This window comes from Streptomyces sp. NBC_00568, from assembly GCF_026341855.1.
Taxonomy (GTDB): domain Bacteria; phylum Actinomycetota; class Actinomycetes; order Streptomycetales; family Streptomycetaceae; genus Streptomyces.
Genome location: NZ_JAPENW010000001.1, coordinates 1,550,475 through 1,572,138 on the forward strand (window position 1 = coordinate 1,550,475; position 21,664 = coordinate 1,572,138).

Sequence of the window (21,664 nt, forward strand, 5' to 3'; positions counted from 1 at the left end):
TTACGTCACTTGGCAGCGGCCGGAGCGTCCTCGCCGAGAAGCTTCCCGTCCGAGGTCTCGAACTGCTTCTTGAAGTCGACGATGGCGTCCGCGATGGCGGTGAGCGTGTCGTCCGACATCTTGCCGCCCTCCTTGATGGAGGTCATGAGGCCCTGCTCCTTGCGGTGCAGGTACTCCAGGAGCTCCTTCTCGAAGCGGCGGATGTCGGCGACCGGTACGTCGTCCATCTTGCCGGTGGTGCCGGCCCAGACGGAGACGACCTGGTCCTCGGTCGGCATCGGCTGGTACTGAGCCTGCTTGAGCAGCTCGACCAGACGCTGACCGCGCTCCAGCTGCGACTTCGACGCGGCGTCCAGGTCGGAACCGAAGGCGGCGAACGCCTCCAGCTCACGGTACTGGGCCAGGTCGAGGCGAAGACGGCCGGAGACCTGCTTCATCGCCTTGTGCTGGGCGGAGCCACCGACACGGGAGACCGAGATACCGACGTTCAGGGCCGGACGCTGACCGGCGTTGAACAGGTCGGACTCCAGGAAGCACTGGCCGTCGGTGATGGAGATGACGTTGGTCGGGATGAACGCCGACACGTCGTTCGCCTTGGTCTCGACGATCGGCAGACCCGTCATCGAACCGGCGCCCAGGTCGTCGGAGAGCTTCGCGCAGCGCTCCAGCAGACGGGAGTGCAGGTAGAAGACGTCACCGGGGTAGGCCTCGCGCCCCGGCGGACGGCGGAGCAGCAGGGACACGGCGCGGTAGGCGTCGGCCTGCTTCGAGAGGTCGTCGAAGATGATGAGGACGTGCTTGCCCTCGTACATCCACTGCTGACCGATGGCCGAACCGGTGTACGGCGCCAGGTACTTGAAGCCGGCCGGGTCGGACGCCGGGGCGGCGACGATGGTCGTGTACTCGAGCGCGCCGGCCTCTTCGAGGGCGCCACGCACGGAGGCGATGGTCGAGCCCTTCTGACCGATGGCGACGTAGATGCAGCGGACCTGCTTCTTGGTGTCGCCCGAGCGCCAGTTGTCGCGCTGGTTGATGATCGTGTCGACGGCCAGCGCGGTCTTGCCGGTCTGACGGTCACCGATGACCAGCTGACGCTGGCCACGGCCGATCGGGGTCATCGCGTCGACGGCCTTGTAGCCGGTCTCCATCGGCTCGTGCACCGACTTGCGGACCATGACGCCCGGGGCCTGCAGCTCGAGGGCGCGGCGGCCGGACGTCTCGATCTCGCCGAGGCCGTCGATCGGGTTGCCGAGCGGGTCGACGACGCGGCCGAGGTAGCCCTCACCCACGGCGACGGACAGCACCTCACCGGTGCGCTGCACCGGCTGGCCCTCTTCAATACCGCTGAACTCGCCGAGGACGACCGCACCGATCTCGCGCTCTTCCAGGTTCAGCGCGAGGCCGAGGGTGCCGTCCTCGAACTTCAGCAGCTCGTTGGCCATGGCCGAGGGCAGACCCTCGATCTTGGCGATACCGTCGCCGGCGACGGTGACCGTACCGACCTCCTCGCGCGAGGCCGCGTCCGGCTGGTACGACTGGACAAAGTTCTCCAGCGCGTCCCGGATCTCCTCCGGCCGGATCGTGAGCTCCGCCATCTGGGTTCCCTGCTCTCCTTGTTGGGCCCGAAGTTTCACTTGGGGGGATGGGGACTCCCCCCTATGAGAGGTGAATCCTCTGCACGGCCCAACATGGGCCGTAATTGCGTACTGCTTATGGGATTACTAGCTCGCCATGCGGCGGGCGGCGTCCTCGAGACGGTCCGCGAGGGAACCGTTGATGACCTCGTCGCCGACCTGCACCCGGATCCCGCCGAGGACATCGGGGTCCACGTCGAGGTTGAGGTGCATCGGGCGGCCGTAGAGCTTCGCCAGAGCGGCGCCGAGGCGCTGCTTCTGGCCGTCACTCAGCGGCACCGCCGAGGTGACCACGGCGACCATGCGGTTGCGGCGCTCGGCGGCGAGCCTGGACAGGGACTCGAGTCCCGCTTCCAGGCTACGTCCGCGAGGCGCGGTCACAAGGCGCGTCACCAGACGCTCGGTCGTCACGTCGGCCCGGCCGCCGAGCAGGCTGCGCAGCAGCTCGCTCTTGGCCGCCGTGGAGGCGGCCCGGTCGGTCAGCGCGGCGCGCAGCTCGGTGCTCGAGGCGACGATCCGGCCGAAGCGGAACAGCTCGTCCTCGACGTTGTCGAGCGCGCCCGTCCGCTGCGCCGCCGTGAGGTCGGCGGTGGCGGTCAGCTCCTCGAGGGCGTCCACCAGGTCGCGGGGCTGCGACCAGCGGGAACGCACCATGCCGGACACCAGGTCGGCGGTGGTGCCGCCCACCTGGGCGCCGATCAGACGCTGCACCAGTTCGGCCTTGGCCTCGCCGGGCTGCGCCGGGTCGGTGAGGACCCGACGCAGCGACACCTCGCGGTGGAACAGCGCGGTGACCGCGGCCAGCTCGTCGGCGAGCTGCGCCGCGTCCACGGACGTCGAGTCCGTCAGCGCGTCGAGACGCTCACGTGCGGCTGCGGTTGCCTCGCGGCTCGCTCCGTGCGCTGTCATCGAGCCGCCTCGGCCTTCTCCTCAAGCTCGGAGAGGAAACGGTCGATGACACGGCTCTGCCGGGCGTGGTCCTCGAGGGACTCGCCGACGAGCTTGCCGGCCAGGTCGGTGGCCAGGTGGCCGACGTCCTGACGCAGCGCCTGAGCGGCGGCCTTGCGGTCGGCCTCGATCTGCGTGTGACCGGCGGCGACGATCTCCTCGCGCTGCCGCTGGCCTTCCGCGCGCATCTCGGCGATGAGCGTGGCGCCCTGCTCCGTGGCTTCCTGGCGCAGGCGCGCGGCCTCGTGACGGGCCTCGGCGAGCTGAGCCTTGTACTGCTCGAGAACGCTCTGGGCCTCGGTCTGCGCGGCCTCGGCCTTTTCGATACCGCCCTCGATGGCCTCGCGACGCTGTTCCAGAACCTTGTTGATGTTCGGGAGAAGCTTCCAGGCCAGGAAACCGAAGACGATGACGAAGGCGATCAGGCCGATGACAAGCTCGGGGATCGGCGGGACGAGGGGGTTTTCGGCTTCCTCGGCCGCCAGAATGAGCAGCTGGCTCATATCAGTGCCTTTCGTCTAGTGGGCTGTCGTGGATCCGAAGATCACTTGCCGTAGACGAACGGCATGACCAGACCGATGAGGGCGAGCGCCTCACAGAAGGCGAAGCCGAGGATCTGGTTGGCGCGGATCAGACCGGCGGCCTCAGGCTGACGGGCGAGCGCCTGGGTGCCGTTACCGAAGATGATGCCGACGCCGACGCCGGGGCCGATGGCCGCGAGGCCGTAACCGATCGAGCCGAGCGAGCCGGAGACAGCGGCAAGGGTCTGGGACATGCCAGTTCTTCCTTTTCTTTACGGACCGGTGGGGGTTGGCCACCGGACGACTGCGGGGTCGAGAGGACGGGCGCTCAGTGGTGCTCGGCCAGCGCGCCCTGGATGAAGGTGCAGGTCAGCAGCACGAACACGTACGCCTGCAGAGCCTGGATGAACAGCTCGAAGGCCGTCATGACGATAACCATGACGAACGAGACGCCCGCATAGGCGATCCCGAAGCCGTTGAGCAGGTACCAGGAAGCGATCGTGAACAGCAGCAGCAGGGTGTGACCCGCGAACATGTTCGCGAACAGTCGCACCGCGTGCGTGAACGGCCGGACGATCAGGTTCGAGAGGAGTTCGATGAACATGGCCAGCGGGAGAACCGGGCCCAGCGACTTGTCGTAGCCGCTGAAGTTCTTGAACGCTCCGACGAATCCGTGGCGCTTGAACGTCAGGGACACCCAGACGATGTAGACGATTCCGGCGAGTACCGCGGGGTAGGCGATGATCGCCGTGACCGGGAACTGAGCGACCGGGATGATCGACCACAGGTTCATCATCCAGATGAAGAAGAACAGCGAGACGACCAGGGGTACGTACTTCTCGCCTTCCTTCTTGCCGATCGTCTCGTAGACGACACCGCGGCGGATGAAGTCGTAGCCGGCCTCGGCGACCATCTGCAGCTTGCCCGGGACGACCTTCGGCTTACGGAAGGCGGCCCAGAAGAAGCCGACGACGACAAGCGAGCCGAGCAGCGCCAGGAGCATCGTCTTGTTGAAGTACAGGTTGCTGTCCGCGTCGCCCCAGAGGGGCTCGAACAGGAACGAGTGCAGGCCGGGAGCCGGGAAGCCACAGCCGTCGAAGATGTGGCAGTCGGTCTCGAAGGCGAGCACCTGCGTCGGGTCAGCACTCACCGCGGGCTCCTTCAGCGTGGCGCATAGGTACGGCAACCTCGTTGTGTCGGCGCGGCGCACGGCCGCGGTTCGGCACTGGACTGGTGTTACGGATGTGGGGGCGGCTGTGGGGCATCAAGCCTCGCGATTGAGCAGGCGTCAGCTCAGATGCCCGCGCCCGCGATGCCGCAGTTGGCACCGGACGATAGCAGGATCTCTTCGGCCCACTTATCCCGGCCCTACCCCTCACGACGAGTGGCCCTTCTTTTCGGGCTTGTCGCCCTTCGAGGAGTCCGGTTCGACGTAAAGAATCCTGGCCTTCATCTGGGCACGCGCCTGTGCGCCGATCCACACGAGTGTGGTGGCGACCAGGGTGAGCGCGAAGGCCTTGGGGTTGAACAGCGATGTGTTCTTGAACGCGGCGACAAAGATGAACAGCAGAAGAATCTGTGCCGTGTAGAGCAAGAGGCCCATCGCCTGGAACAGGTGCGGAAGCGATTTGGCAGTGCGCTGCAGAACGTAGAGCCCGAGCCCCATGAAGAGGAGCACGACCAGCGTCGCGACGACCGCCCCGATCGCTCCCTTGCCGCCGGCGACCACACCACTGACGACGGCTGCAATCGCGCCGACGGCAGCTGTGGGCACAGCGGCCTGAAGGAGAATCCGGGCGTCATTGGACGGCATGGCGGCAACTCCGCTTGCTAAGGGGGGCGTGTCGTCATGGACGAGCGTAGACCCGGGCCGAGAGAGAACCTCACGCCAAGGGACCGTCGTACTGGGGTCCTTCGGCTCTGCCCTGGGTTCTCGTGAACCGTATCACAAACTATTTGATGAGGTCTTTACCTGGTGGTGTGCCAACTGTCACACATGAGAGTGACGGCGCGCGTCTGTGCATCCCGAGAACCAACTTGTCTGGTATTGGGATGCTTTGCTACCCCACGGTTTGGTCACGCGTTAGTCAGATTCTTACCTTCGCGTCAGCGCGAGGACTCGGCCTCACGCCGGTCCAGGAGTCGCGAACGGGTACCAATCGCCGTCGCTCCGTTGACTCCTGCGACTCCTGCGACTCCGGCGGCCACCGGAGCACTGTGCTCACGCGCCTCGTCCGGCCCGTCGGCCCCCGCCGCCTCGTGGGTGACGGACGCCCCCGCCACGGCCGCCGCGGCGGCCCTGCGGCGGCGGTAGCGCGGCGGCACGAGGTGCTCGGCCCAGCGCGGGGCGCGCGGCGTGAAGCGCGGCAGCAGGAGCAGCACGAGACCGACCGCGCTGAGCGCCGCGATGACGAGCACGCTCCACATGGCCCCGGAGTTGACCGAGTACGCGAGGGCGCCGAAGGAGATCAGCGCCGACCAGAAGTACATGATCAGGACGGCACGGCTGTGCGAGTGGCCGACCTCCAGGAGGCGGTGGTGCAGATGCCCGCGGTCGGCGGCGAACGGTGACTGACCGCGCCAGGTGCGCCGCACGATGGCGAGCACCAGGTCGGCGGCCGGGATCGCGATGATCGTCAGAGGCAGCAGCAGCGGGATGAACACCGGCACTGTCTGGTGCACGGTGTTGCGCTCGGAACCGGAGAACAGGTTCATCACGTCGGGGTCGATCTGCCCGGTGATGGAGATCGCGCCGGCGGCCAGCACCAGCCCGATGAGCATCGACCCGGAGTCGCCCATGAAGATCCGCGCGGGGTGCATGTTGTGCGGCAGGAAGCCCAGGCACATGCCCATCAGGATCGCCGCGAACAGCGTCGCCGGGGCCGCCGCCTCGATGCCGTACGAGTACCAGATCCGGTAGGCGTACAGGAAGAACGCGGCGGACGCGATGCACACCATGCCGGCGGCCAGTCCGTCGAGACCGTCCACGAAGTTGACCGCGTTGATGGTGATGACGACGAGCGCCACCGTCAGCAGCGTGCCCTGCCACTGGGTCAGCGCGACCAGGCCGACACCCGGGATCGGCAGCCACAGGATCGTCAGACCCTGGACGACCATCACGCCCGCGGCGATCATCTGGCCGCCCAGCTTGATCAGGGCGTCGATCTCGAACTTGTCGTCCAGCACGCCGATCAGCCAGATCAGGGCGGCTCCGGAGAGCAGGGCGCGCGGTTCGTTGGAGTTCGAGAAGACCGCGTTGAGGTTCGTCAGGTGATCGGCGACCAGCAGGCCGGCGCACAGTCCGAAGAACATCGCGATGCCGCCGAGCCTCGGCGTGGGTTCACGGTGCACGTCGCGCGCCCGGATTTCCGGCATGGCTCCGGCCACGATCGCGAATTTACGTACCGGCCCTGTCAGCAGATACGTCACCGCGGCCGTGATGCAGAGCGTCAGCAGGTATTCACGCACGGGCTTCCCCACAGGTCTCGCTGGCCATCACAGCCCCACACCCTAGCGATGCACGCATACGGTTGAGGACTTCCGGGTAGCGACGATGGTTGCACGAGTGGCTGTGCAGCCCGGTACGCGTACCCCCGATCAGTCCGGATAAGGCGGAAATCTTCCCGTCAGCTCCCGCACTTCCTCACGCGCGGTCCTGCCGTCGATCTCCTCCCGCAGCACCCCCGCGAACAGTGCGGCGACCCGTGCCATCTGTGCCTCGCCCATCCCCTGCGTGGTCAGCGCCGCGGTGCCGAGCCGCAGACCGCGGGCGTCACCGTGAGGCAGCGCACAGGTGTCGAGGACCATACCGGCGGCGGCGAGCCGGCCACGCGCGGTGCGCCCGTCGACACCGAGCGGCGCCGGATCCGCGGCGAGCAGATGGGTGTCGGTGCCGCCCGTGGTGATCACGAGTCCCTCCGCGGCCAGCCCCTCGGCCAGCACCCGCGCGTTCGCGACCACCTGATGGGCGTACTCCGTGAACGCCGGGGTTGCCGCCTCGCCGAACGCGACGGCCTTGGCCGCGATGGTGTGCATCTGCGCGCCGCCCTGGGTGAACGGGAAGACGGCCCGGTCCACGCGCTCGGCCAGCTCGCCGCCGCACAGGACCATGCCGCCGCGCGGTCCGCGGAGCACCTTGTGGGTCGTCGCGCACACGACATCGGCGTACGGCACCGGATTGGGCGCCGCTCCCCCCGCGACGAGCCCGATGGGGTGGGCGGCGTCCGCGATGAGATACGCGCCGACCTCGTCGGCGATCTCCCGGAAGAGCGCGTAGTCGATGTGCCGGGGGTAGGAGATCGATCCGCAGACGATGGCCTTGGGGCGACGGGCGCGGGCCAGGGTGCGCACCTGCTCGTAGTCGATGAGCCCGGAGTCGGCCTCGACCCCGTAGCCGACGAAGTCGAACCAGCGGCCGGAGAAGTTCGCGGGCGACCCGTGGGTCAGATGACCGCCGAAGGGCAACCCCATCGCCAGCACGGTGTCACCGGGGCGCAGCAGGGCGGCGTACGCGGCGAGGACAGCCGAACTCCCCGAGTGGGACTGGACGTTGGCGTGATCGGCGCCGAAGAGGGCTTTGGCGCGGTCGATGGCGATCCGCTCGGCGACGTCGACGATCTCGCAGCCGCCGTGGTGGCGGGCGCCGGGATATCCCTCGGCGTACTTGTTCGCCAGCGGCGAGCCGAGCGCTGCCAGCACGGCGGGCGAGGTGAAGTTCTCGGCCGCGATCAACTGCAGCGTGGTCGACTGCCGGTCCAGCTCACCGAGCAGGATCTCGGCGAGCTCGGGGTCCTGACGGCTCAGGACATCCGCTTCGAGCGTGGTTGCGACCGGCATGGTGGACTCCGGGCCTCGGCGGGGGGACGCTTACGTCCAATGTAGAACCGGGACCGGTGGGACGCCCGGTGTTACGCCCGAGCGGGTACCCCTGTCAGAGCGGTGACGACCGGATCGAGTGCCTCGTTGATCTCGTCCCCGATGGACCGGAAGAACGGCAGCGGCGCCCCGTAGGGGTCGTAGACCTCGTCGGCCTCCGCGGTCGGGGCCAGCAGCCAGCCGCGCAGAGCCGCGGCGGCCCGCACCAGGGCGACGGCGCGTTCGACCACGCCGTCCTGGAGGGGCGGCAGGGTCGCCGTGTCTATGGCGCGGACCAGGCGGGTGAACTCCTTCAGGGTGAAGGTGCGCAGGCCCGCCGAGTGGCCCATGGAGATGACCTGGGCGCGGTGGTCGCGGGTGGCCGTCAGGACCAGGTCGGCGCGGATGACGTGGTCGTCGAGCAGCTCGCGGCCGACGAAGCCGGAGGGGTCCGCGCCGAAGTCGGCGAGGACGGTCTCGGCGTTGGCCTCCATGGGCGCGCCCTCATGGCCCCAGGTGCCGGCGCTCTCCACGATGAGGCCGCCCCACAGGGGGTCGCCGAGCCGGTCCGCCAGGGCATGCCGGGTCAGCCGCTCGGTGATCGGCGAGCGGCACACATTGCCGGTGCTGACGTGGAGGATGCGGAAGGACCCCCTGGGGGACCCACCGGTCCCCGTGATCCCCGTGCCTATCCATCCACGCCCCGCGTCAGGGGCTGTCAATTCGCCACCTCGAGGTCGGGTACGACCTTCCGGAGCTCCTCCGCCGACAGTGCGCCCGCGCGCAGCAGCACGGGCACCTTGCCGGTCACGTCGACGATGGAGGAGGGCACGTTGCCCGGGGTCGGACCGCCGTCCAGGTAGACCGAGACGGAGTCGCCGAGCATGTCCTGCGCGGCGTCGCAGTCCTCCGGCGCGGGGTGGCCCGTGAGGTTGGCGGAGGAGACGGCCATCGGGCCGACCTCCGTGAGCAGCTCGATGGCGACGGGGTGCAGCGGCATCCGGATCGCCACCGTGCCGCGGGTGTCCCCGAGGTCCCACTGGAGGGACGGCTGGTGCTTGGCGACGAGCGTCAGGGCGCCCGGCCAGAACGCGTCGACGAGCTCCCAGGCCATCTCGGAGAAGTCCGTGACGAGGCCGTGCAGGGTGTTCGGGGAGCCGATGAGGACAGGGGTGGGCATGTTGCGGCCCCGGCCCTTGGCGTCCAGCAGGTCGGCGACGGCCTCGGAGGTGAAGGCGTCGGCACCGATGCCGTAGACGGTGTCCGTCGGGAGGACCACCAGTTCGCCACGGCGGACGGCGGACGCTGCCTCACGCAGACCTGTGGTGCGGTCGGTCGCGTCGTTGGTGTCGTATCGCCGTGCCATTTAGCGGGCCTCCTCATACACGTACTGCTGGCTGGGGGTGCGGGGAAACGCGATGCGCGCGCACACGACGGCGCGGTGCGCCGGGACACCCTGGGCGGTGCTCACGGCATCGCCTTGCGGGCGGTCGCGAACCGCGGCCGGTTGTTGAGGTCCGGGTGGTCGGCCGCGTCGGCCCAGCCCCGCTCCTCGGTGAAGATCCACGGCACCTGGCCGCCCTGGGTGTCGGCGTGCTCGATGACGACGACGCCGCCGGGGCGCAGCAGACGGTGCGCGGTGCGCTCGATGCCGCGGATGAGGTCGAGTCCGTCCTCCCCCGAGAAGAGGGCGAGTTCGGGGTCGTAGTCCCGGGCCTCCGGCTGCACGTACTCCCACTCGGTGAGCGGGATGTACGGAGGGTTGGAGATCACCAGGTCGACCTGGCCGTCGAGGTCGGGGAAGGCCGCGAGGGCGTCTCCCTGGCGCAGGTCGACCCTGGACCCCTCGACGTTCTTGCGCGTCCACCGCAGGGCGTCCTCGGACAGCTCCACTGCGTGCACACGGGAGCGCGGGACCTCCTGCGCGAGGGCGAGCGCGATGGCGCCCGATCCGGTGCACAGGTCGACGATCAGCGGTTCGACGACGTCCATCGCGCGGACGGCGTCTATGGCCCAGCCGACGACCGACTCGGTCTCCGGGCGGGGCACGAACACGCCCGGCCCCACCTGGAGTTCGAGGTAGCGGAAGTAGGCGCGCCCGGTGATGTGCTGGAGCGGCTCGCGGGCCTCGCGGCGCGCGGTCACCTCCCAGTAGCGGGCGTCGAAGTCCGCGTCCTTGACACTGTGCAGCTCGCCCCGCTTCACGCCGTGCACGAAGGCGGCGAGCTCCTCCGCATCGTTGCGCGGCGAGGGCACGCCGGCGTCGGCCAGCCGCTGGGTGGCCTGGGCCACTTCCGCGAGCAGCAGGTTCACGCTGGTCCTCCGGGGCTGAGCTGTTGTCGTTTGCTGTTACGCGTTGGCGAGCTTGGCGGCCGAGTCCGCGTCGACGCAGGCCTGGATGACCGCGTCGAGCTCGCCGTCCAGGACCTGGTCCAAGTTGTACGCCTTGAAGCCGACGCGGTGGTCCGAGATGCGATTCTCCGGGAAGTTGTACGTACGGATCTTCTCGGAGCGGTCGACGGTGCGGACCTGGCTGCGGCGGGCGTCCGCGGCCTCCCGCTCCGCTTCCTCCTGCGCCGCCGCGAGGAGCCTGGAGCGCAGGATACGCATCGCCTGCTCCTTGTTCTGCAGCTGGCTCTTCTCGTTCTGGCAGGAAGCGACGACTCCGGTGGGAATGTGCGTGATGCGCACCGCGGAGTCGGTGGTGTTGACGGACTGGCCGCCGGGGCCCGAGGAGCGGTAGACGTCGATACGGAGATCGTTCGCGTGGATCTCGACGTCGACCTCCTCGGCCTCGGGCGTGACCAGGACACCGGCGGCGGAGGTGTGGATGCGGCCCTGCGACTCGGTCGAGGGCACGCGCTGCACGCGGTGCACACCGCCCTCGTACTTCAGCCGGGCCCAGACGCCCTGGCCGGGCTCGGTGGCACCCTGGCCGCCCTTGGTCTTCACCGCGACCTGGACGTCCTTGTAGCCGCCGAGTTCGGATTCGGTGGCGTCGATGAGCTCGGTCTTCCAGCCGACGCGCTCGGCGTAGCGCAGGTACATGCGCAGCAGGTCACCGGCGAACAGGGCGGACTCGTCGCCTCCGGCGCCCGCCTTGATCTCCAGGATGACGTCCTTGTCGTCGCTCGGGTCACGCGGGACCAGCAGCAGGCGGAGCTTCTCGGTGAGCTCCTCGCGCTGCTTCTCCAGGTCCTTGACCTCGGCCGCGAAGTCGGGGTCGTCGGCGGCGAACTCCTTCGCCGTGCCGATGTCGTCCCCGGTCTGCTTCCAGGAGCGGTACGTCGCGACGATCGGGGTCAGCTCGGCGTAGCGCTTGTTGAGCTTGCGCGCGTTGGCCTGGTCGGCGTGCACCGACGGGTCAGCGAGCTTCTTCTCCAGATCGGCGTGCTCACCGATCAGTTCCTCGACCGCCTCGAACATCTCCGGCTCCAATGGACTGTCCCCAGCTCCGTGACGGGCTCGGGGACGTAGGTACGGCGTGGGGGTCCCCCTGCTCGAACGGGTTCGAGGGCCTGGGGGGAGAGGGCTGGACCGCAAAGCGCCGGTCCCGGCGTCCCCGTGCAGGGGACACCGAAGACCGGCGCTGTGGGCTCGCTACTTGTTGGCAGCTGCAGCCTTGCCGAAGCGGGCCTCGAAGCGGGCCACACGGCCACCGGTGTCGAGGATCTTCTGCTTGCCCGTGTAGAACGGGTGGCACTCGGAGCAGACCTCGGCGCGGATGGCGCCGCTGGAGATCGTGCTCCGCGTGGTGAACGACGCGCCACAGGTGCAGCTGACCTGCGTCTCGACGTACTCGGGGTGGATGTCGCGCTTCAAGGTGTCTCCTAGATTCGGGAGGGCACCGGGTCGCCGCCGCGGGATGCGGGTGCGTGAACCGGGGCCGACGTACCAGTCTGCCAGCACTGGCCGTATCCCCCAAAACGGGGGGACGCGACGATCTATTCCCAGGGGCTCCGCGGGCGGGTCAGCCGGGGCTGACGACGCCCTTCGCGGTGCCGGTGGCGGTGCCCTTGGTGGCCGCCTTCGGGATCGGCCGGTCGTCCTTCAGCGCCTTCCAGACCAGCTCGGCCTTGTCCTTGTCGACCAGGACGCGGTTGGCGTCGGCGCTGTCGTACTGGACCGGCATCGTCACCATGGCCATGTGGGACGAGCTGATGCCCTTGAGGCCGCTCGCGAAGGAGGCGAGGTCGGTGACACTGCCGATGTCGGAGTCGGTGGTGACCGCCTTGGTCGCGGTGTCGGCGAGGTCGTACAGCTTTTTCGGGCTGGACAGGATCCCGATGTGCTTGACCTGGTCGACGAGCGCCTTCATGAACGCCTGCTGGAGCTGGATGCGGCCGAGGTCGGAGCCGTCGCCGACGCCGTGCCGGGTACGGACCAGGCCGAGTGCCTGCTTGCCGTTGAGCTCGTGCGATCCGGCCTTCAGGTTCAGATGGCTCTCGGGGTCCTTGATGTCCTTGGTCGTGGTGACCGTGACACCGCCGAGGTCGTCGATCAGCTTCTGGAAGCCGCTGAAGTCGACCTCGATGTAGTGGTCCATGCGGATGCCGGTGACGGACTCGACGGTCTTCACCGCGCAGGCGGCGCCGCCGGTGGAGTAGGCGGAGTTGAACATCACGCCGGAGGCCGCGTCGTGGCGGGTGCCCTCGGCGTCGACGCAGGAGGGCCGCTCGATGAGGGTGTCGCGGGGGATGGAGACCACGCTGGCCTTCTTGTGGCCCTTGTACACGTGGACGATCATCGCGGTGTCGGAGCGGGCGCTGCCGTCGTCGGTGCCGCCGCCCAGCTTCTTGTTGCCGCCGGAGCGGGTGTCGGAGCCGAGGACCAGGATGTTCTCGGAGCCGTTGTCGACCTTCGTGGGCCGTTCGCTGCCGAGCGCCTGGTTGATGTCGACGTTCTTGAGGTTGCCGTTGAGCTTGAAGTACAGGTAGCCGGCTCCGGTGCCGCCGAGCACCACGATGCCCGCCGCGGTCCAGGCCGTGACGAGCAGGGCCTTGCTCCGCGTGCTGCGGGTCTTGCGGCGACGCCCCTTGGCCCGGGACGGGGTGCTGTTGCCGGGGTCGCCCGGTATGGCGGGCTCCGGCGTGCTCTCGGCAGGCATGTGCTCCTCGGTTTCCTTTGCGGTCGGTTACCCCCTGCTTTCAGGGCTAGACCCAGCTGGACGTGACGAGGCGTACCGCTCCATGGTCACTCCGTACGGTCAGACTGGGAAACTCGGCAAAGGGTTGCACAACGCAGCGTGCCCACCGCGTAGCGCGGTGGGCACGTTGCGTGGCCGGTGAGACCGGGAAGAACCCGCTCACCTGCGATGTCAGCCGAAGATGTCGTACTCCTGGAAACCGGTGCCGACCGAGATCCGCGTGGCGAAGATCTCGCTGGTGGCCTTGCCGGTACCCGGGTACAGGTACAGCGTGCCGCCGGAGGTGCGGGCCAGGAAGTCGGCCTTGCCGTCGCCGGTCACGTCACCGACGGCGTCGAAGGCGTTGTAGCTGCTCCAGGTGCGCACCTTGATGCGGCTGGAGAAGGCTCCGCTGCCGGTCTTGCCGGTGCCCTTGTACAGGTAGATGTACGAGCCGGTCTTGCTGCGCGCGATCAGGTCGGCCTTGCCGTCGCCGGTGAAGTCGCCGTGCCCGCGCACCGAGTTGTACTGGCTCCAGCCGGTGCTGACCTGGACACGCGACGAGAAGGTGCCGTTGCCCTTGCCCGGGTACTGCCACATGACTCCGGAGGAGTCGACGGAGAGCATGTCGGGCAGGCCGTCGCCGTTGAGGTCGCCCGGCGCGATGATGCGCTGACGGGTACCCCAGCTGCTGAAGATCTTGTCGGTGGCCCAGTCGTCGATCGACCTCAGGTAGTGCATCCAGTAGACGTCCCCGCTGGCGCTGTCGCGCACCACGAGGTCCTGGTAGCCGTCACGGTTCAGGTCGGTCTGGAGCACGACGTTGACGCCGTCCCAGCCGCCCCACGACACGCGCGCGGCGAACGAGGTGCCCTTGGAGTCCTTCGAGTAGCCCGTCTTGGTCGACGCGTTGCGGACCCACAGGTCGGCCTTGTGGTCGCCGCTCAGGTTGGTGTCCTCGACGCGCGGGTAGGCGGCGCCGACGTAGGTGCTGACCTTCGAGAAGACGCTGTACGCGCCCTTCTTGACGCAGTCCTCGACACCCCAGGAGACGACACCGACGATGCGGTCGTTGACGATCAGCGGGCCGCCGGAGTCGCCGTTGCAGGCGGTGGTGGTGCCGGCGTCGGTGCCGGTCGCCTTGGTGCCCGCGCAGACCATGTGGCCCTCGACGAAGGCGTCCTCACCGAGGACCGACTGCATGCCCGCGTTGCACGTGCTGTCCGAGTTGATCGGCAGCGTGGCCGTCTTCAGCGTCTCGGAGATGTCGCCGGTGGTGGAGCTGGTGCGGCCCCAGCCGAAGAGCTTCGCCGTGGTGCCGGACGCGTACGACGCGGTGTCACCGGACGTCGTCATGCGGATCGGCTTGGCGGAGACCGGGTTCGCCAGCGTGATGACCGCGATGTCGTTGTCGATGGTCGTCGAGCTGTACGACGGGTGGTTCCACTGCCGCCAGGGAGCGCTGACCGTGGCACCTGCCGGCAGCTCGCTGCCGCTCGCCAGCTGGGAGGTGCCGGTGATGACGGCGCCGTTGGCCTTCCAGTCGTAGCCCTTGACGCAGTGCGCGGCGGTCAGGATCTTCGTCGGCGAGACGACGGAGCCGCCGCAGAAGAAGCCGATCTCGTTGGCCTCGTCGTAGTACCAGAGCTGGGCCATGAACGGGGCCGTGCTGATGGTGGTCGTGGTGCCGCCGATGATCTTCGGGTCGACCTTCGCCGTGTCCGTACCGGCGCTCAGCGACGCCTTCTGGGTCGTCCGGCCCGCGATGTCGTCACCGGCGACGGCGCCCGCCACACGCTTCTCCAGCTCGGCCAGGGACGGCGTCGAGTGGGTGGGCCGCACGGTCGGAGTGGGTGGCGTCGTGTTGGGCGCGGCGTTCGCGGACGACATCAGAAGCGCACCGGCGACCGCGGCGGCGAGGCCGGCCGCGGCAACCGGGACGGCGATCCGTATACGGCGTCTGTGCCGACCGCCTCCGGACGTGGACGTATCCACTCAAGTCCCCCCTCAGAGTCAAGAGTTCAGATCTGCTTCAGCAGAAGTTCAAGGGCGCGATCGTACACGTGTCCCGGGCAGCACAAAGGACCGCCCCCGTCACGTGCGTGACGGGGGCGGTCCTTTGTGGTTCTTGCCCTGTGGACTCAGTCGTTGCTGTTGCCCGGCGACGGCGTCGTCTTCTGGATCTGGAGCAGGAACTCGGCGTTCGACTTCGTCTGCTTCATCTTGTCGAGCAGCAGCTCGATCGCCTGCTGCTGGTCGAGCGCGTGGAGCACGCGGCGCAGCTTCCAGGTGATGGCGAGCTCGTCGCTGCCGAGCAGCAGCTCTTCCTTACGGGTACCGGACGCGTCGACGTCCACCGCCGGGAAGACACGCTTGTCGGCGAGCTTCCGGTCGAGCTTGAGCTCGGCGTTGCCGGTGCCCTTGAACTCCTCGAAGATGACCTCGTCCATGCGCGAGCCGGTGTCGACGAGCGCGGTGGCCAGGATGGTCAGCGAGCCGCCGTCCTCGATGTTGCGCGCGGCACCGAAGAAGCGCTTCGGCGGGTACAGCGCGGTCGAGTCGACACCACCGGACAGGATGCGGCCGGAGGCCGGGGCGGCGAGGTTGTACGCACGACCCAGACGCGTGATCGAGTCGAGCAGCACGACGACGTCGTGGCCCAGCTCCACCAGACGCTTGGCACGCTCGATGGCGAGCTCGGCGACCGTGGTGTGGTCCTCGGCCGGACGGTCGAAGGTCGAGGAGATGACCTCGCCCTTGACCGACCGCTGCATGTCGGTGACCTCTTCCGGACGCTCGTCGACCAGGACGACCATCAGGTGGCACTCGGGGTTGTTGTGCGTGATCGCGTTGGCGATCGCCTGCATGATCATGGTCTTGCCGGTCTTCGGCGGGGCCACGATCAGGCCGCGCTGGCCCTTGCCGATCGGCGCGACGAGGTCGATGATCCGGGTCGTCAGCACACCCGGGTCGGTCTCGAGGCGGAGCCGGTCCTGCGGGTAGAGCGGCGTCAGCTTGTTGAACTCCGGTCGCCCGCGCCCGGAGTCGGGGGCCATGCCGTTGGTCGAGTCCAGGCGCACCAGCGCGTTGAACTTCTCGCGGCGCTCGCCGTCCTTGGGCTGACGGACCGCACCGGTGACGTGGTCACCCTTGCGCAGACCGTTCTTGCGGACCTGGGCCAGGGAGACGTACACGTCGTTGGGACCCGGCAGGTAGCCCGACGTACGGATGAACGCGTAGTTGTCGAGGATGTCGAGGATGCCCGCGACGGGGATCAGCACGTCGTCGTCGGCGACCTGCGGCTCGGCGATCTCGTCGCGTCCACGACGCCCACGGCGGTCCCGGTAACGACCGCGCCGGCCGCGGCGGCCGCCCTCGAAGTCGTCGTCGTCCTGCGGGCCGTTGTCGCGCGGGCCGTTGTCACGCGGACCGCTGTCACGCGTCTGCTGGCGGTCCTGACGGCCGCCGCCCTGCTGCTGACGGTCCGGACGGTCCTGGCGCTCCTGACGGTCCGGGCGCTGCTGCCCGCCGCCCTGGCCGCCCTGCTGCTCGTCGCCCTTGTTGCCGCGGCGGTCGCGGTCGCGGCCGCCCCGGTCGCGGTCACGGCGCTCACGACGCTCGCGGCGGCCGTCGGCGCCCTCGGCGTCGCCCTGCGGCTGCGCCTCGGTCTTCGGCTCGCTCTTCGCCTCGGCGGTGACCGTCTCGGGGCTGCCCGCCTCGGCGGTGGCACGGCGACGGCGGCGCTCGGCGGGGGCGTCGTCTCCCCCACGCTCGGCCTCGCTCGTGCGGGAGGGGCCGCCGGCCGGCTGGCCGGGGATCTCGATCTGCTGCTGGGCCACGGCCTTCTCGGCGGCGACCTTCTCGGCCTTCGTCTCGGCCGGGGCGGCGGTCTCGTCGCTCGTGCGGGCCTTCGAGGTGGCACGGCGCTTCGGCTTGGTCTCGGCGGCGTCGTCGGATGCCGACTTGGCCGGAGCACCCCCTCCCGCCTGCGCCTCCTTGATGACCTCGATCAGCTGGCTCTTGCGCATACGCGCGGTGCCCCTGATTCCGAGGCCGGATGCGACCTGCTGCAGCTCGGCCAGCACCATGCCTTCGAGGCCGGTACCGCGGCGTCGCCTGGAGCCGGCACCGGTGGCAGGCGCGGAGGCGTCCGTGGCGGGCGCGGCAGCGGTCTCCTCGACACGTGCGCCCATCAGATCGGTGGTGTCGCTCACGAAGGGTCCTTCCCTGGAGCGGACGTCGGCCTGTCTGGCTCGGCGACCGGTTGTGCTGTCCGGCTTTGGTCCTTGCTATGTGGACCGTGCCGGGGCGGTGGTCCGCCAAAGCGGCGGAAGAAATATCTGATGATGACGATTCCGGAGCCGTGGCACTGAGGTTCGGTGTCATCGGCTCGGTCACGCCGGTTCCGGAGCGTGCTCAGCACTGCTCAGCGCATAGCACCCAATGCAAGGCACAAAGCAGTTTGGGAGGCTCCCGGAAGAATGGGTGTCCCGGACGGGGACGCGAAGCACCTCGCCATGGTGGGGTCGGGTGCAGACTTGAGGTTAACACTACCGGATCCAACAAACATTCCCCCTCTCCAAATCCGGCAACCGTGCGTCGTCAACTGACCCCGGCAGGTGCGAGCGGCAGCACGCACGCCCCCTGGGCGTCGAGGTCAAGACGGTTGGCGGCCCAGCTCTGACCTGCGAGATCGGCCACCTTGTCGGCCGACGCGCGGTCCGCCAGCGCGAGGACCGTGGGTCCCGCGCCGGAGATCACCGCCGGGATGCCGTCGGCGCGCAGGCGCTCCACGAGAGCCGCGCTCTCCGGCATCGCCGGAGCACGGTATTCCTGGTGCAGCCGGTCCTCCGTCGCGGGCAGCAACAGCTCGGGGCGCCGGGTCAGGGCCTCGACGAGCAGTGCGGCGCGACCCGCGTTGGCGGCGGCGTCGACGTGCGGAACGGTGCGCGGCAGCAGACCGCGCGCGGTCTCGGTGAGCACGGGCTTTCCGGGCACGAAGACCACCGGAACGATGGAATCGGCGGGCTCCATCCTGATCGCCCGCGCGGCGCCGGACTCCATCCAGGACAGCGTGAAACCGCCGAGCAGACAGGCCGCGACATTGTCGGGGTGCCCCTCGATCTCGGTCGCGAGCTCGAGGAGCGCGGTGTCGTCGAGCCTGCTGTCCCCGCCTATCGTCACCGCGCGGGCGGCGACGATGCCGGCGCAGATGGCGGCGGAGGAGGAGCCGAGACCCCGGCCGTGCGGAATGCGGTTGGCGCAGACGATCTCGAGGCCGCGCGGCTGTCCGCCCAGCAGATCGAAGGCGGTGCGCAGGGAACGTACGAGGAGATGGTTCTCGTCGCGCGGCAGCGTCTCGCTGCCCTCACCCGCGATGTCGATGTGCAGCCCGGAGTCGGCCACCCGGACGACCACGTCGTCGTACAGCCCCAGTGACAGGCCGAAGGCGTCGAAGCCCGGGCCGAGGTTGGCACTGGTGGCGGGGACGCGCACCCGGACGGCGGCGGCGCGGAACGCTGGACCGGCCATCGCTCGATGACTCTCCTTGAGCTGCGTGATGTACGAGATTTTCGAAGAACTGCGACATGAACTGACTGCGACAGACGGGCAACAGGACCCGGAGGCCGCAGGGACGGCGCGGCACCGCGGCATATGCGGCGGGCGGGTTCGGTACAGCCTATCGAAGGAAGGTTCTGTGGCGACATAGGGCGCACAGGAGGCGCACGATGCGTGTCGTAAGCCCCCCGTGCACCCCCCGACGGGTCGCCGTAGGGGCAACCCTCCGGAGGGCGGGCGGATTCCGTCTGCTTTCCGACGGTTTTCCGCCCGCCTTCGGCGCGTTCTGCCACGTCCGGCGCGTTCCGCCGGGGCCGGCCGGCCCCGCCTGGCGGGTTCACGCCTGGCGGTTTTACGCCAGTCCGAGCCGCTCCGCCGCCGTCGCCGCGTCCACCGGGACCGTGACCGGCTGCGGGGCGCCCGCGACGGCCCAGTCGGGGTCCTTGAGACCGTTTCCGGTGACCGTGCAGACGATGCGCTGCCCCGGGTCGACCTTGCCCTGCTCGGCGGCCTTCAGCAAGCCGGCGACGGACGCGGCGGACGCGGGCTCGACGAAGACGCCCTCCTGCGCGGCCAACAGCCGGTAGGCGCGCAGGATCTCACGGTCCGTCACCTCGTCGATGAAGCCGCCCGACTCGTCCCGCGCGGCCAGCGCGAACTTCCACGAGGCCGGGTTGCCGATCCGGATCGCGGTGGCGATCGTCGACGGGTCCTTGACGACCTCGCCGCGCACGATCGGCGCCGAACCGGACGCCTGGAATCCCCACATGCGCGGGGTCTGACGGGCGATGCCGTCGGCGGCGTACTCCGTGTACCCCTTCCAGTACGCGGTGATGTTGCCCGCGTTGCCCACCGGAAGGACATGGATGTCGGGCGCGTCGCCGAGCATGTCCACGATCTCGAAGGCGGCGGTCTTCTGGCCCTCGATACGCACCGGGTTGACCGAATTGACCAGCGCCACCGGATAGTTGTCGGACAGCGAGCGCGCCAGCGTCAGACAGTCGTCGAAGTTGCCGTCGACCTGGAGGATCTTGGCGCCGTGGATGAGGGCCTGGCCCATCTTGCCGAGCGCGATCTTGCCCTGCGGCACGAGGACGGCACAGACCATCCCGGCGCGCACGGCGTACGCGGCGGCGCTCGCCGAGGTGTTGCCGGTGGAGGCGCAGATGACGGCCTTCGCGCCCTCCTCCTTCGCCCGGGTGATGGCCATGGTCATACCGCGGTCCTTGAAGGACCCGGTCGGGTTGGCACCCTCCACCTTGAGGTGGACCTCGCAGCCCGTGCGCTCGGAGAGCACCTGCGCGGGCACGAGCGGCGTGCCGCCCTCACGGAGCGACACGACCGGCGTGCTGTCGGACACCGGAAGCCGGTCCCGGTACTCCTCGATGATTCCGCGCCACTGGTGGGTCATTGCTGGTTACTCTCCTTCAACCCGCATGATGCTGGCGACACCCCGCACGGTGTCGAGGCTGCGCAGCGCCTCGACGGTCCCGTCCAGGGACGCGTCGGACGCACGATGAGTGACGACGACGAGGGAGGCCTCGCCGTCCTTGCCCGACTGCCGCACGGTGTCGATGGACACCCCGTGCTCGGCGAAGACGGTGGCGACCTGAGCGAGAACGCCCGGTTTGTCGGCCACGTCGAGGCTGATGTGGTACCGCGTGACGACGTCGCCCATGGGCGAGACGGGCAGCTGGGTGTACGCGGAGTCGCCGGGCCCGGTGGCACCGCCGAGCCGGTTGCGGCAGACGGCCACCAGGTCGCCGAGGACGGCGGAGGCGGTCGGGGCGCCGCCCGCGCCCGGCCCGTAGAACATCAGCTGACCGGCGGCGTCCGACTCGACGAACACGGCGTTGTACGCGCCGCGCACGGAGGCCAGCGGATGGGTCAGCGGAATCATCGCGGGATGCACGCGCGCCGTCACCGATCCCCCGTCGGCGGCCCGCTCACAGAGGGCGAGCAGCTTGATGGTGCAGCCCATCTCCTTCGCCGAGGCGAAGTCGGCGGCGGTGACCTCGGTCATGCCCTCGCGGTAGACGTCGTCGAGGCGCACCCGCGTGTGGAAGGCGATCCCGGCGAGGATGGCGGCCTTGGCGGCGGCGTCGAAGCCCTCGACATCGGCGGTCGGGTCGGCCTCGGCGTACCCGAGCGCGGTGGCCTCGTCGAGGGCTTCCTGGTAACCCGCCCCCGTGGAGTCCATCTTGTCGAGGATGAAGTTGGTGGTGCCGTTGACGATGCCCATCACCCGGTTGATCTTGTCGCCGGCGAGGGACTCGCGCAGCGGCCGGATCAGCGGGATGGCGCCGGCGACGGCGGCCTCGTAATAGAGGTCCCTGCCGTGCTGCTGCGCCGCCGCGTGCAGGGCGGCACCGTCCTGGGCGAGCAGCGCCTTGTTCGCGGAGACGACGGAGGCGCCGTGCTCGAACGCGGTGGTGATCAGCGTGCGGGCGGGCTCGATGCCGCCGATGACCTCGACGACGACGTCGATGTCCCCGCGCTTGACGAGGGCGGTGGCGTCGGTGGTGACGAGATCGGGGTCGATGCCCTCGCGCACCCGGGAGGGCCGGCGGACGGCCACGCCCGCCAGCTCGACGGGGGCTCCGATCCTGGCCGCGAGGTCGTCGGCGTGCGTCGTCATGATGCGCGCCACCTCTGAGCCGACAACCCCGCAGCCCAGCAGCGCCACCTTCAGCGGACGCGTACGCATCATCCGACCTCGTTTCCTCATACCGTCTTCGGTTGGACCAGTCTCACTCACCGGACGGGAGTTTCTACCCTTCGTCCGGATCGTGAGACGTCTATTTCATTTTTCTGCTAGGTGACGACAGGAGATCTTCCACCCGATTGACCCGGGTACCTCCGATCACCCGCCGTCACCAGCGGGCACCCGCCGTCACCACCGGGCGCCGTCACCACCGGGCACCCGCCGTCACCAGCGGGGCTCATCGACGTCGTCGTCGAGGTCATCGGCGGCATCACACCCGAGACACCCGCCGCCACACCCCTCACCCCTCACCCGCACC

The 21,664-nt window shown here is 69.1% G+C and carries 19 protein-coding genes; all 19 read right to left on the reverse strand.

Translation table 11 applies throughout. The features are described 5' to 3' along the window. Positions 1-5: 5 nt before the first annotated feature. Complete coding sequence (gene atpA, locus OOK38_RS06455; RefSeq protein ID WP_266762834.1) at positions 6-1,595, reverse strand: F0F1 ATP synthase subunit alpha; 1,590 nt, start codon at positions 1,593-1,595, stop codon at positions 6-8. Between the two features lie 126 nt (positions 1,596-1,721). Continuing rightward, positions 1,722-2,543: a F0F1 ATP synthase subunit delta gene (locus OOK38_RS06460; protein ID WP_266762832.1), complete on the reverse strand. Its 822-nt coding sequence runs from the start codon at positions 2,541-2,543 to the stop codon at positions 1,722-1,724. Further along, entirely contained in the window at positions 2,540-3,085 is a 546-nt protein-coding gene (locus tag OOK38_RS06465) for a F0F1 ATP synthase subunit B (protein ID WP_266762830.1), read from the reverse strand. The genes OOK38_RS06460 and OOK38_RS06465 overlap by 4 nt, the downstream gene beginning before the upstream one ends. A 41-nt stretch (positions 3,086-3,126) precedes the next feature. Continuing rightward, positions 3,127-3,357 carry an ATP synthase F0 subunit C gene (gene atpE, locus OOK38_RS06470; RefSeq protein ID WP_024884520.1) on the reverse strand — a complete coding sequence of 77 codons (231 nt, stop codon included), beginning with the start codon at positions 3,355-3,357 and terminating at the stop codon, positions 3,127-3,129. Positions 3,358-3,431: 74 nt separating this feature from the next. Continuing rightward, positions 3,432-4,253: a F0F1 ATP synthase subunit A gene (gene atpB, locus OOK38_RS06475; protein ID WP_266762828.1), complete on the reverse strand. Its 822-nt coding sequence runs from the start codon at positions 4,251-4,253 to the stop codon at positions 3,432-3,434. A gap of 225 nt (positions 4,254-4,478) precedes the next feature. Next, positions 4,479-4,916 (reverse strand): hypothetical protein, encoded by a 438-nt coding sequence (locus tag OOK38_RS06480; RefSeq protein ID WP_266762826.1) that lies wholly within the window; start codon positions 4,914-4,916, stop codon positions 4,479-4,481. Between the two features lie 293 nt (positions 4,917-5,209). Continuing rightward, positions 5,210-6,571: an MraY family glycosyltransferase gene (locus tag OOK38_RS06485; RefSeq protein ID WP_266762824.1), complete on the reverse strand. Its 1,362-nt coding sequence runs from the start codon at positions 6,569-6,571 to the stop codon at positions 5,210-5,212. A 129-nt stretch (positions 6,572-6,700) separates the two neighbouring features. After that, complete coding sequence (gene glyA / locus OOK38_RS06490) at positions 6,701-7,939, reverse strand: serine hydroxymethyltransferase (RefSeq protein ID WP_266762822.1); 1,239 nt, start codon at positions 7,937-7,939, stop codon at positions 6,701-6,703. Positions 7,940-8,010: 71 nt separating this feature from the next. After that, positions 8,011-8,679, reverse strand: a complete 669-nt coding sequence (locus OOK38_RS06495; RefSeq protein WP_266762821.1) for a protein-tyrosine-phosphatase — start codon at positions 8,677-8,679, stop codon at positions 8,011-8,013. Further along, positions 8,676-9,323, reverse strand: a complete 648-nt coding sequence (locus OOK38_RS06500) for an L-threonylcarbamoyladenylate synthase (RefSeq protein WP_266762819.1) — start codon at positions 9,321-9,323, stop codon at positions 8,676-8,678. Before OOK38_RS06500 ends, OOK38_RS06495 begins: the two co-directional genes overlap by 4 nt. Before the next feature lie 101 nt (positions 9,324-9,424). Further along, the gene (gene prmC / locus OOK38_RS06505) at positions 9,425-10,270 is read right to left on the reverse strand and encodes a peptide chain release factor N(5)-glutamine methyltransferase (RefSeq protein ID WP_266762817.1); all 846 of its coding nucleotides are present in this window, start codon (positions 10,268-10,270) and stop codon (positions 9,425-9,427) included. 36 nt (positions 10,271-10,306) lie between these two features. After that, a complete protein-coding gene (prfA, locus tag OOK38_RS06510; RefSeq protein WP_266762815.1) occupies positions 10,307-11,383 on the reverse strand; it encodes a peptide chain release factor 1 in 1,077 nt (358 codons plus the stop codon). A 174-nt stretch (positions 11,384-11,557) separates the two neighbouring features. Beyond that, a complete protein-coding gene (gene rpmE / locus OOK38_RS06515) occupies positions 11,558-11,779 on the reverse strand; it encodes a 50S ribosomal protein L31 (RefSeq protein ID WP_266762813.1) in 222 nt (73 codons plus the stop codon). A 148-nt stretch (positions 11,780-11,927) separates the two neighbouring features. Further along, positions 11,928-13,064, reverse strand: a complete 1,137-nt coding sequence (locus OOK38_RS06520; protein WP_266762811.1) for an LCP family protein — start codon at positions 13,062-13,064, stop codon at positions 11,928-11,930. A 210-nt stretch (positions 13,065-13,274) separates the two neighbouring features. Continuing rightward, positions 13,275-15,077 (reverse strand): trypsin-like serine protease, encoded by a 1,803-nt coding sequence (locus OOK38_RS06525; protein WP_266762809.1) that lies wholly within the window; start codon positions 15,075-15,077, stop codon positions 13,275-13,277. A 146-nt stretch (positions 15,078-15,223) separates the two neighbouring features. After that, complete coding sequence (gene rho, locus OOK38_RS06530) at positions 15,224-17,296, reverse strand: transcription termination factor Rho (protein ID WP_266762807.1); 2,073 nt, start codon at positions 17,294-17,296, stop codon at positions 15,224-15,226. A gap of 388 nt (positions 17,297-17,684) precedes the next feature. Then, a complete protein-coding gene (thrB, locus tag OOK38_RS06535) occupies positions 17,685-18,614 on the reverse strand; it encodes a homoserine kinase (RefSeq protein WP_266762805.1) in 930 nt (309 codons plus the stop codon). Between the two features lie 379 nt (positions 18,615-18,993). Continuing rightward, a complete protein-coding gene (gene thrC / locus OOK38_RS06540) occupies positions 18,994-20,052 on the reverse strand; it encodes a threonine synthase (RefSeq protein WP_266762803.1) in 1,059 nt (352 codons plus the stop codon). Positions 20,053-20,058: 6 nt separating this feature from the next. Then, positions 20,059-21,351 (reverse strand): homoserine dehydrogenase, encoded by a 1,293-nt coding sequence (locus OOK38_RS06545; RefSeq protein WP_266762801.1) that lies wholly within the window; start codon positions 21,349-21,351, stop codon positions 20,059-20,061. Positions 21,352-21,664 lie beyond the last annotated feature (313 nt).

What these genes read in the sequence shown, in the direction of transcription:
- OOK38_RS06545 (WP_266762801.1), bottom strand. Translation starts at nt 21,351, where the DNA reads ATGATGCGTACGCGTCCGCTGAAGGTGGCGCTGCTGGGCTGCGGGGTT.
- thrC (WP_266762803.1), bottom strand. Translation starts at nt 20,052, where the DNA reads ATGACCCACCAGTGGCGCGGAATCATCGAGGAGTACCGGGACCGGCTT.
- OOK38_RS06465 (WP_266762830.1), bottom strand. Translation starts at nt 3,085, where the DNA reads ATGAGCCAGCTGCTCATTCTGGCGGCCGAGGAAGCCGAAAACCCCCTC.
- thrB (WP_266762805.1), bottom strand. Translation starts at nt 18,614, where the DNA reads ATGGCCGGTCCAGCGTTCCGCGCCGCCGCCGTCCGGGTGCGCGTCCCC.
- glyA (WP_266762822.1), bottom strand. Translation starts at nt 7,939, where the DNA reads ATGCCGGTCGCAACCACGCTCGAAGCGGATGTCCTGAGCCGTCAGGAC.
- OOK38_RS06480 (WP_266762826.1), bottom strand. Translation starts at nt 4,916, where the DNA reads ATGCCGTCCAATGACGCCCGGATTCTCCTTCAGGCCGCTGTGCCCACA.
- OOK38_RS06460 (WP_266762832.1), bottom strand. Translation starts at nt 2,543, where the DNA reads ATGACAGCGCACGGAGCGAGCCGCGAGGCAACCGCAGCCGCACGTGAG.
- atpE (WP_024884520.1), bottom strand. Translation starts at nt 3,357, where the DNA reads ATGTCCCAGACCCTTGCCGCTGTCTCCGGCTCGCTCGGCTCGATCGGT.
- OOK38_RS06520 (WP_266762811.1), bottom strand. Translation starts at nt 13,064, where the DNA reads ATGCCTGCCGAGAGCACGCCGGAGCCCGCCATACCGGGCGACCCCGGC.
- atpA (WP_266762834.1), bottom strand. Translation starts at nt 1,595, where the DNA reads ATGGCGGAGCTCACGATCCGGCCGGAGGAGATCCGGGACGCGCTGGAG.
- OOK38_RS06500 (WP_266762819.1), bottom strand. Translation starts at nt 9,323, where the DNA reads ATGGCACGGCGATACGACACCAACGACGCGACCGACCGCACCACAGGT.
- prfA (WP_266762815.1), bottom strand. Translation starts at nt 11,383, where the DNA reads ATGTTCGAGGCGGTCGAGGAACTGATCGGTGAGCACGCCGATCTGGAG.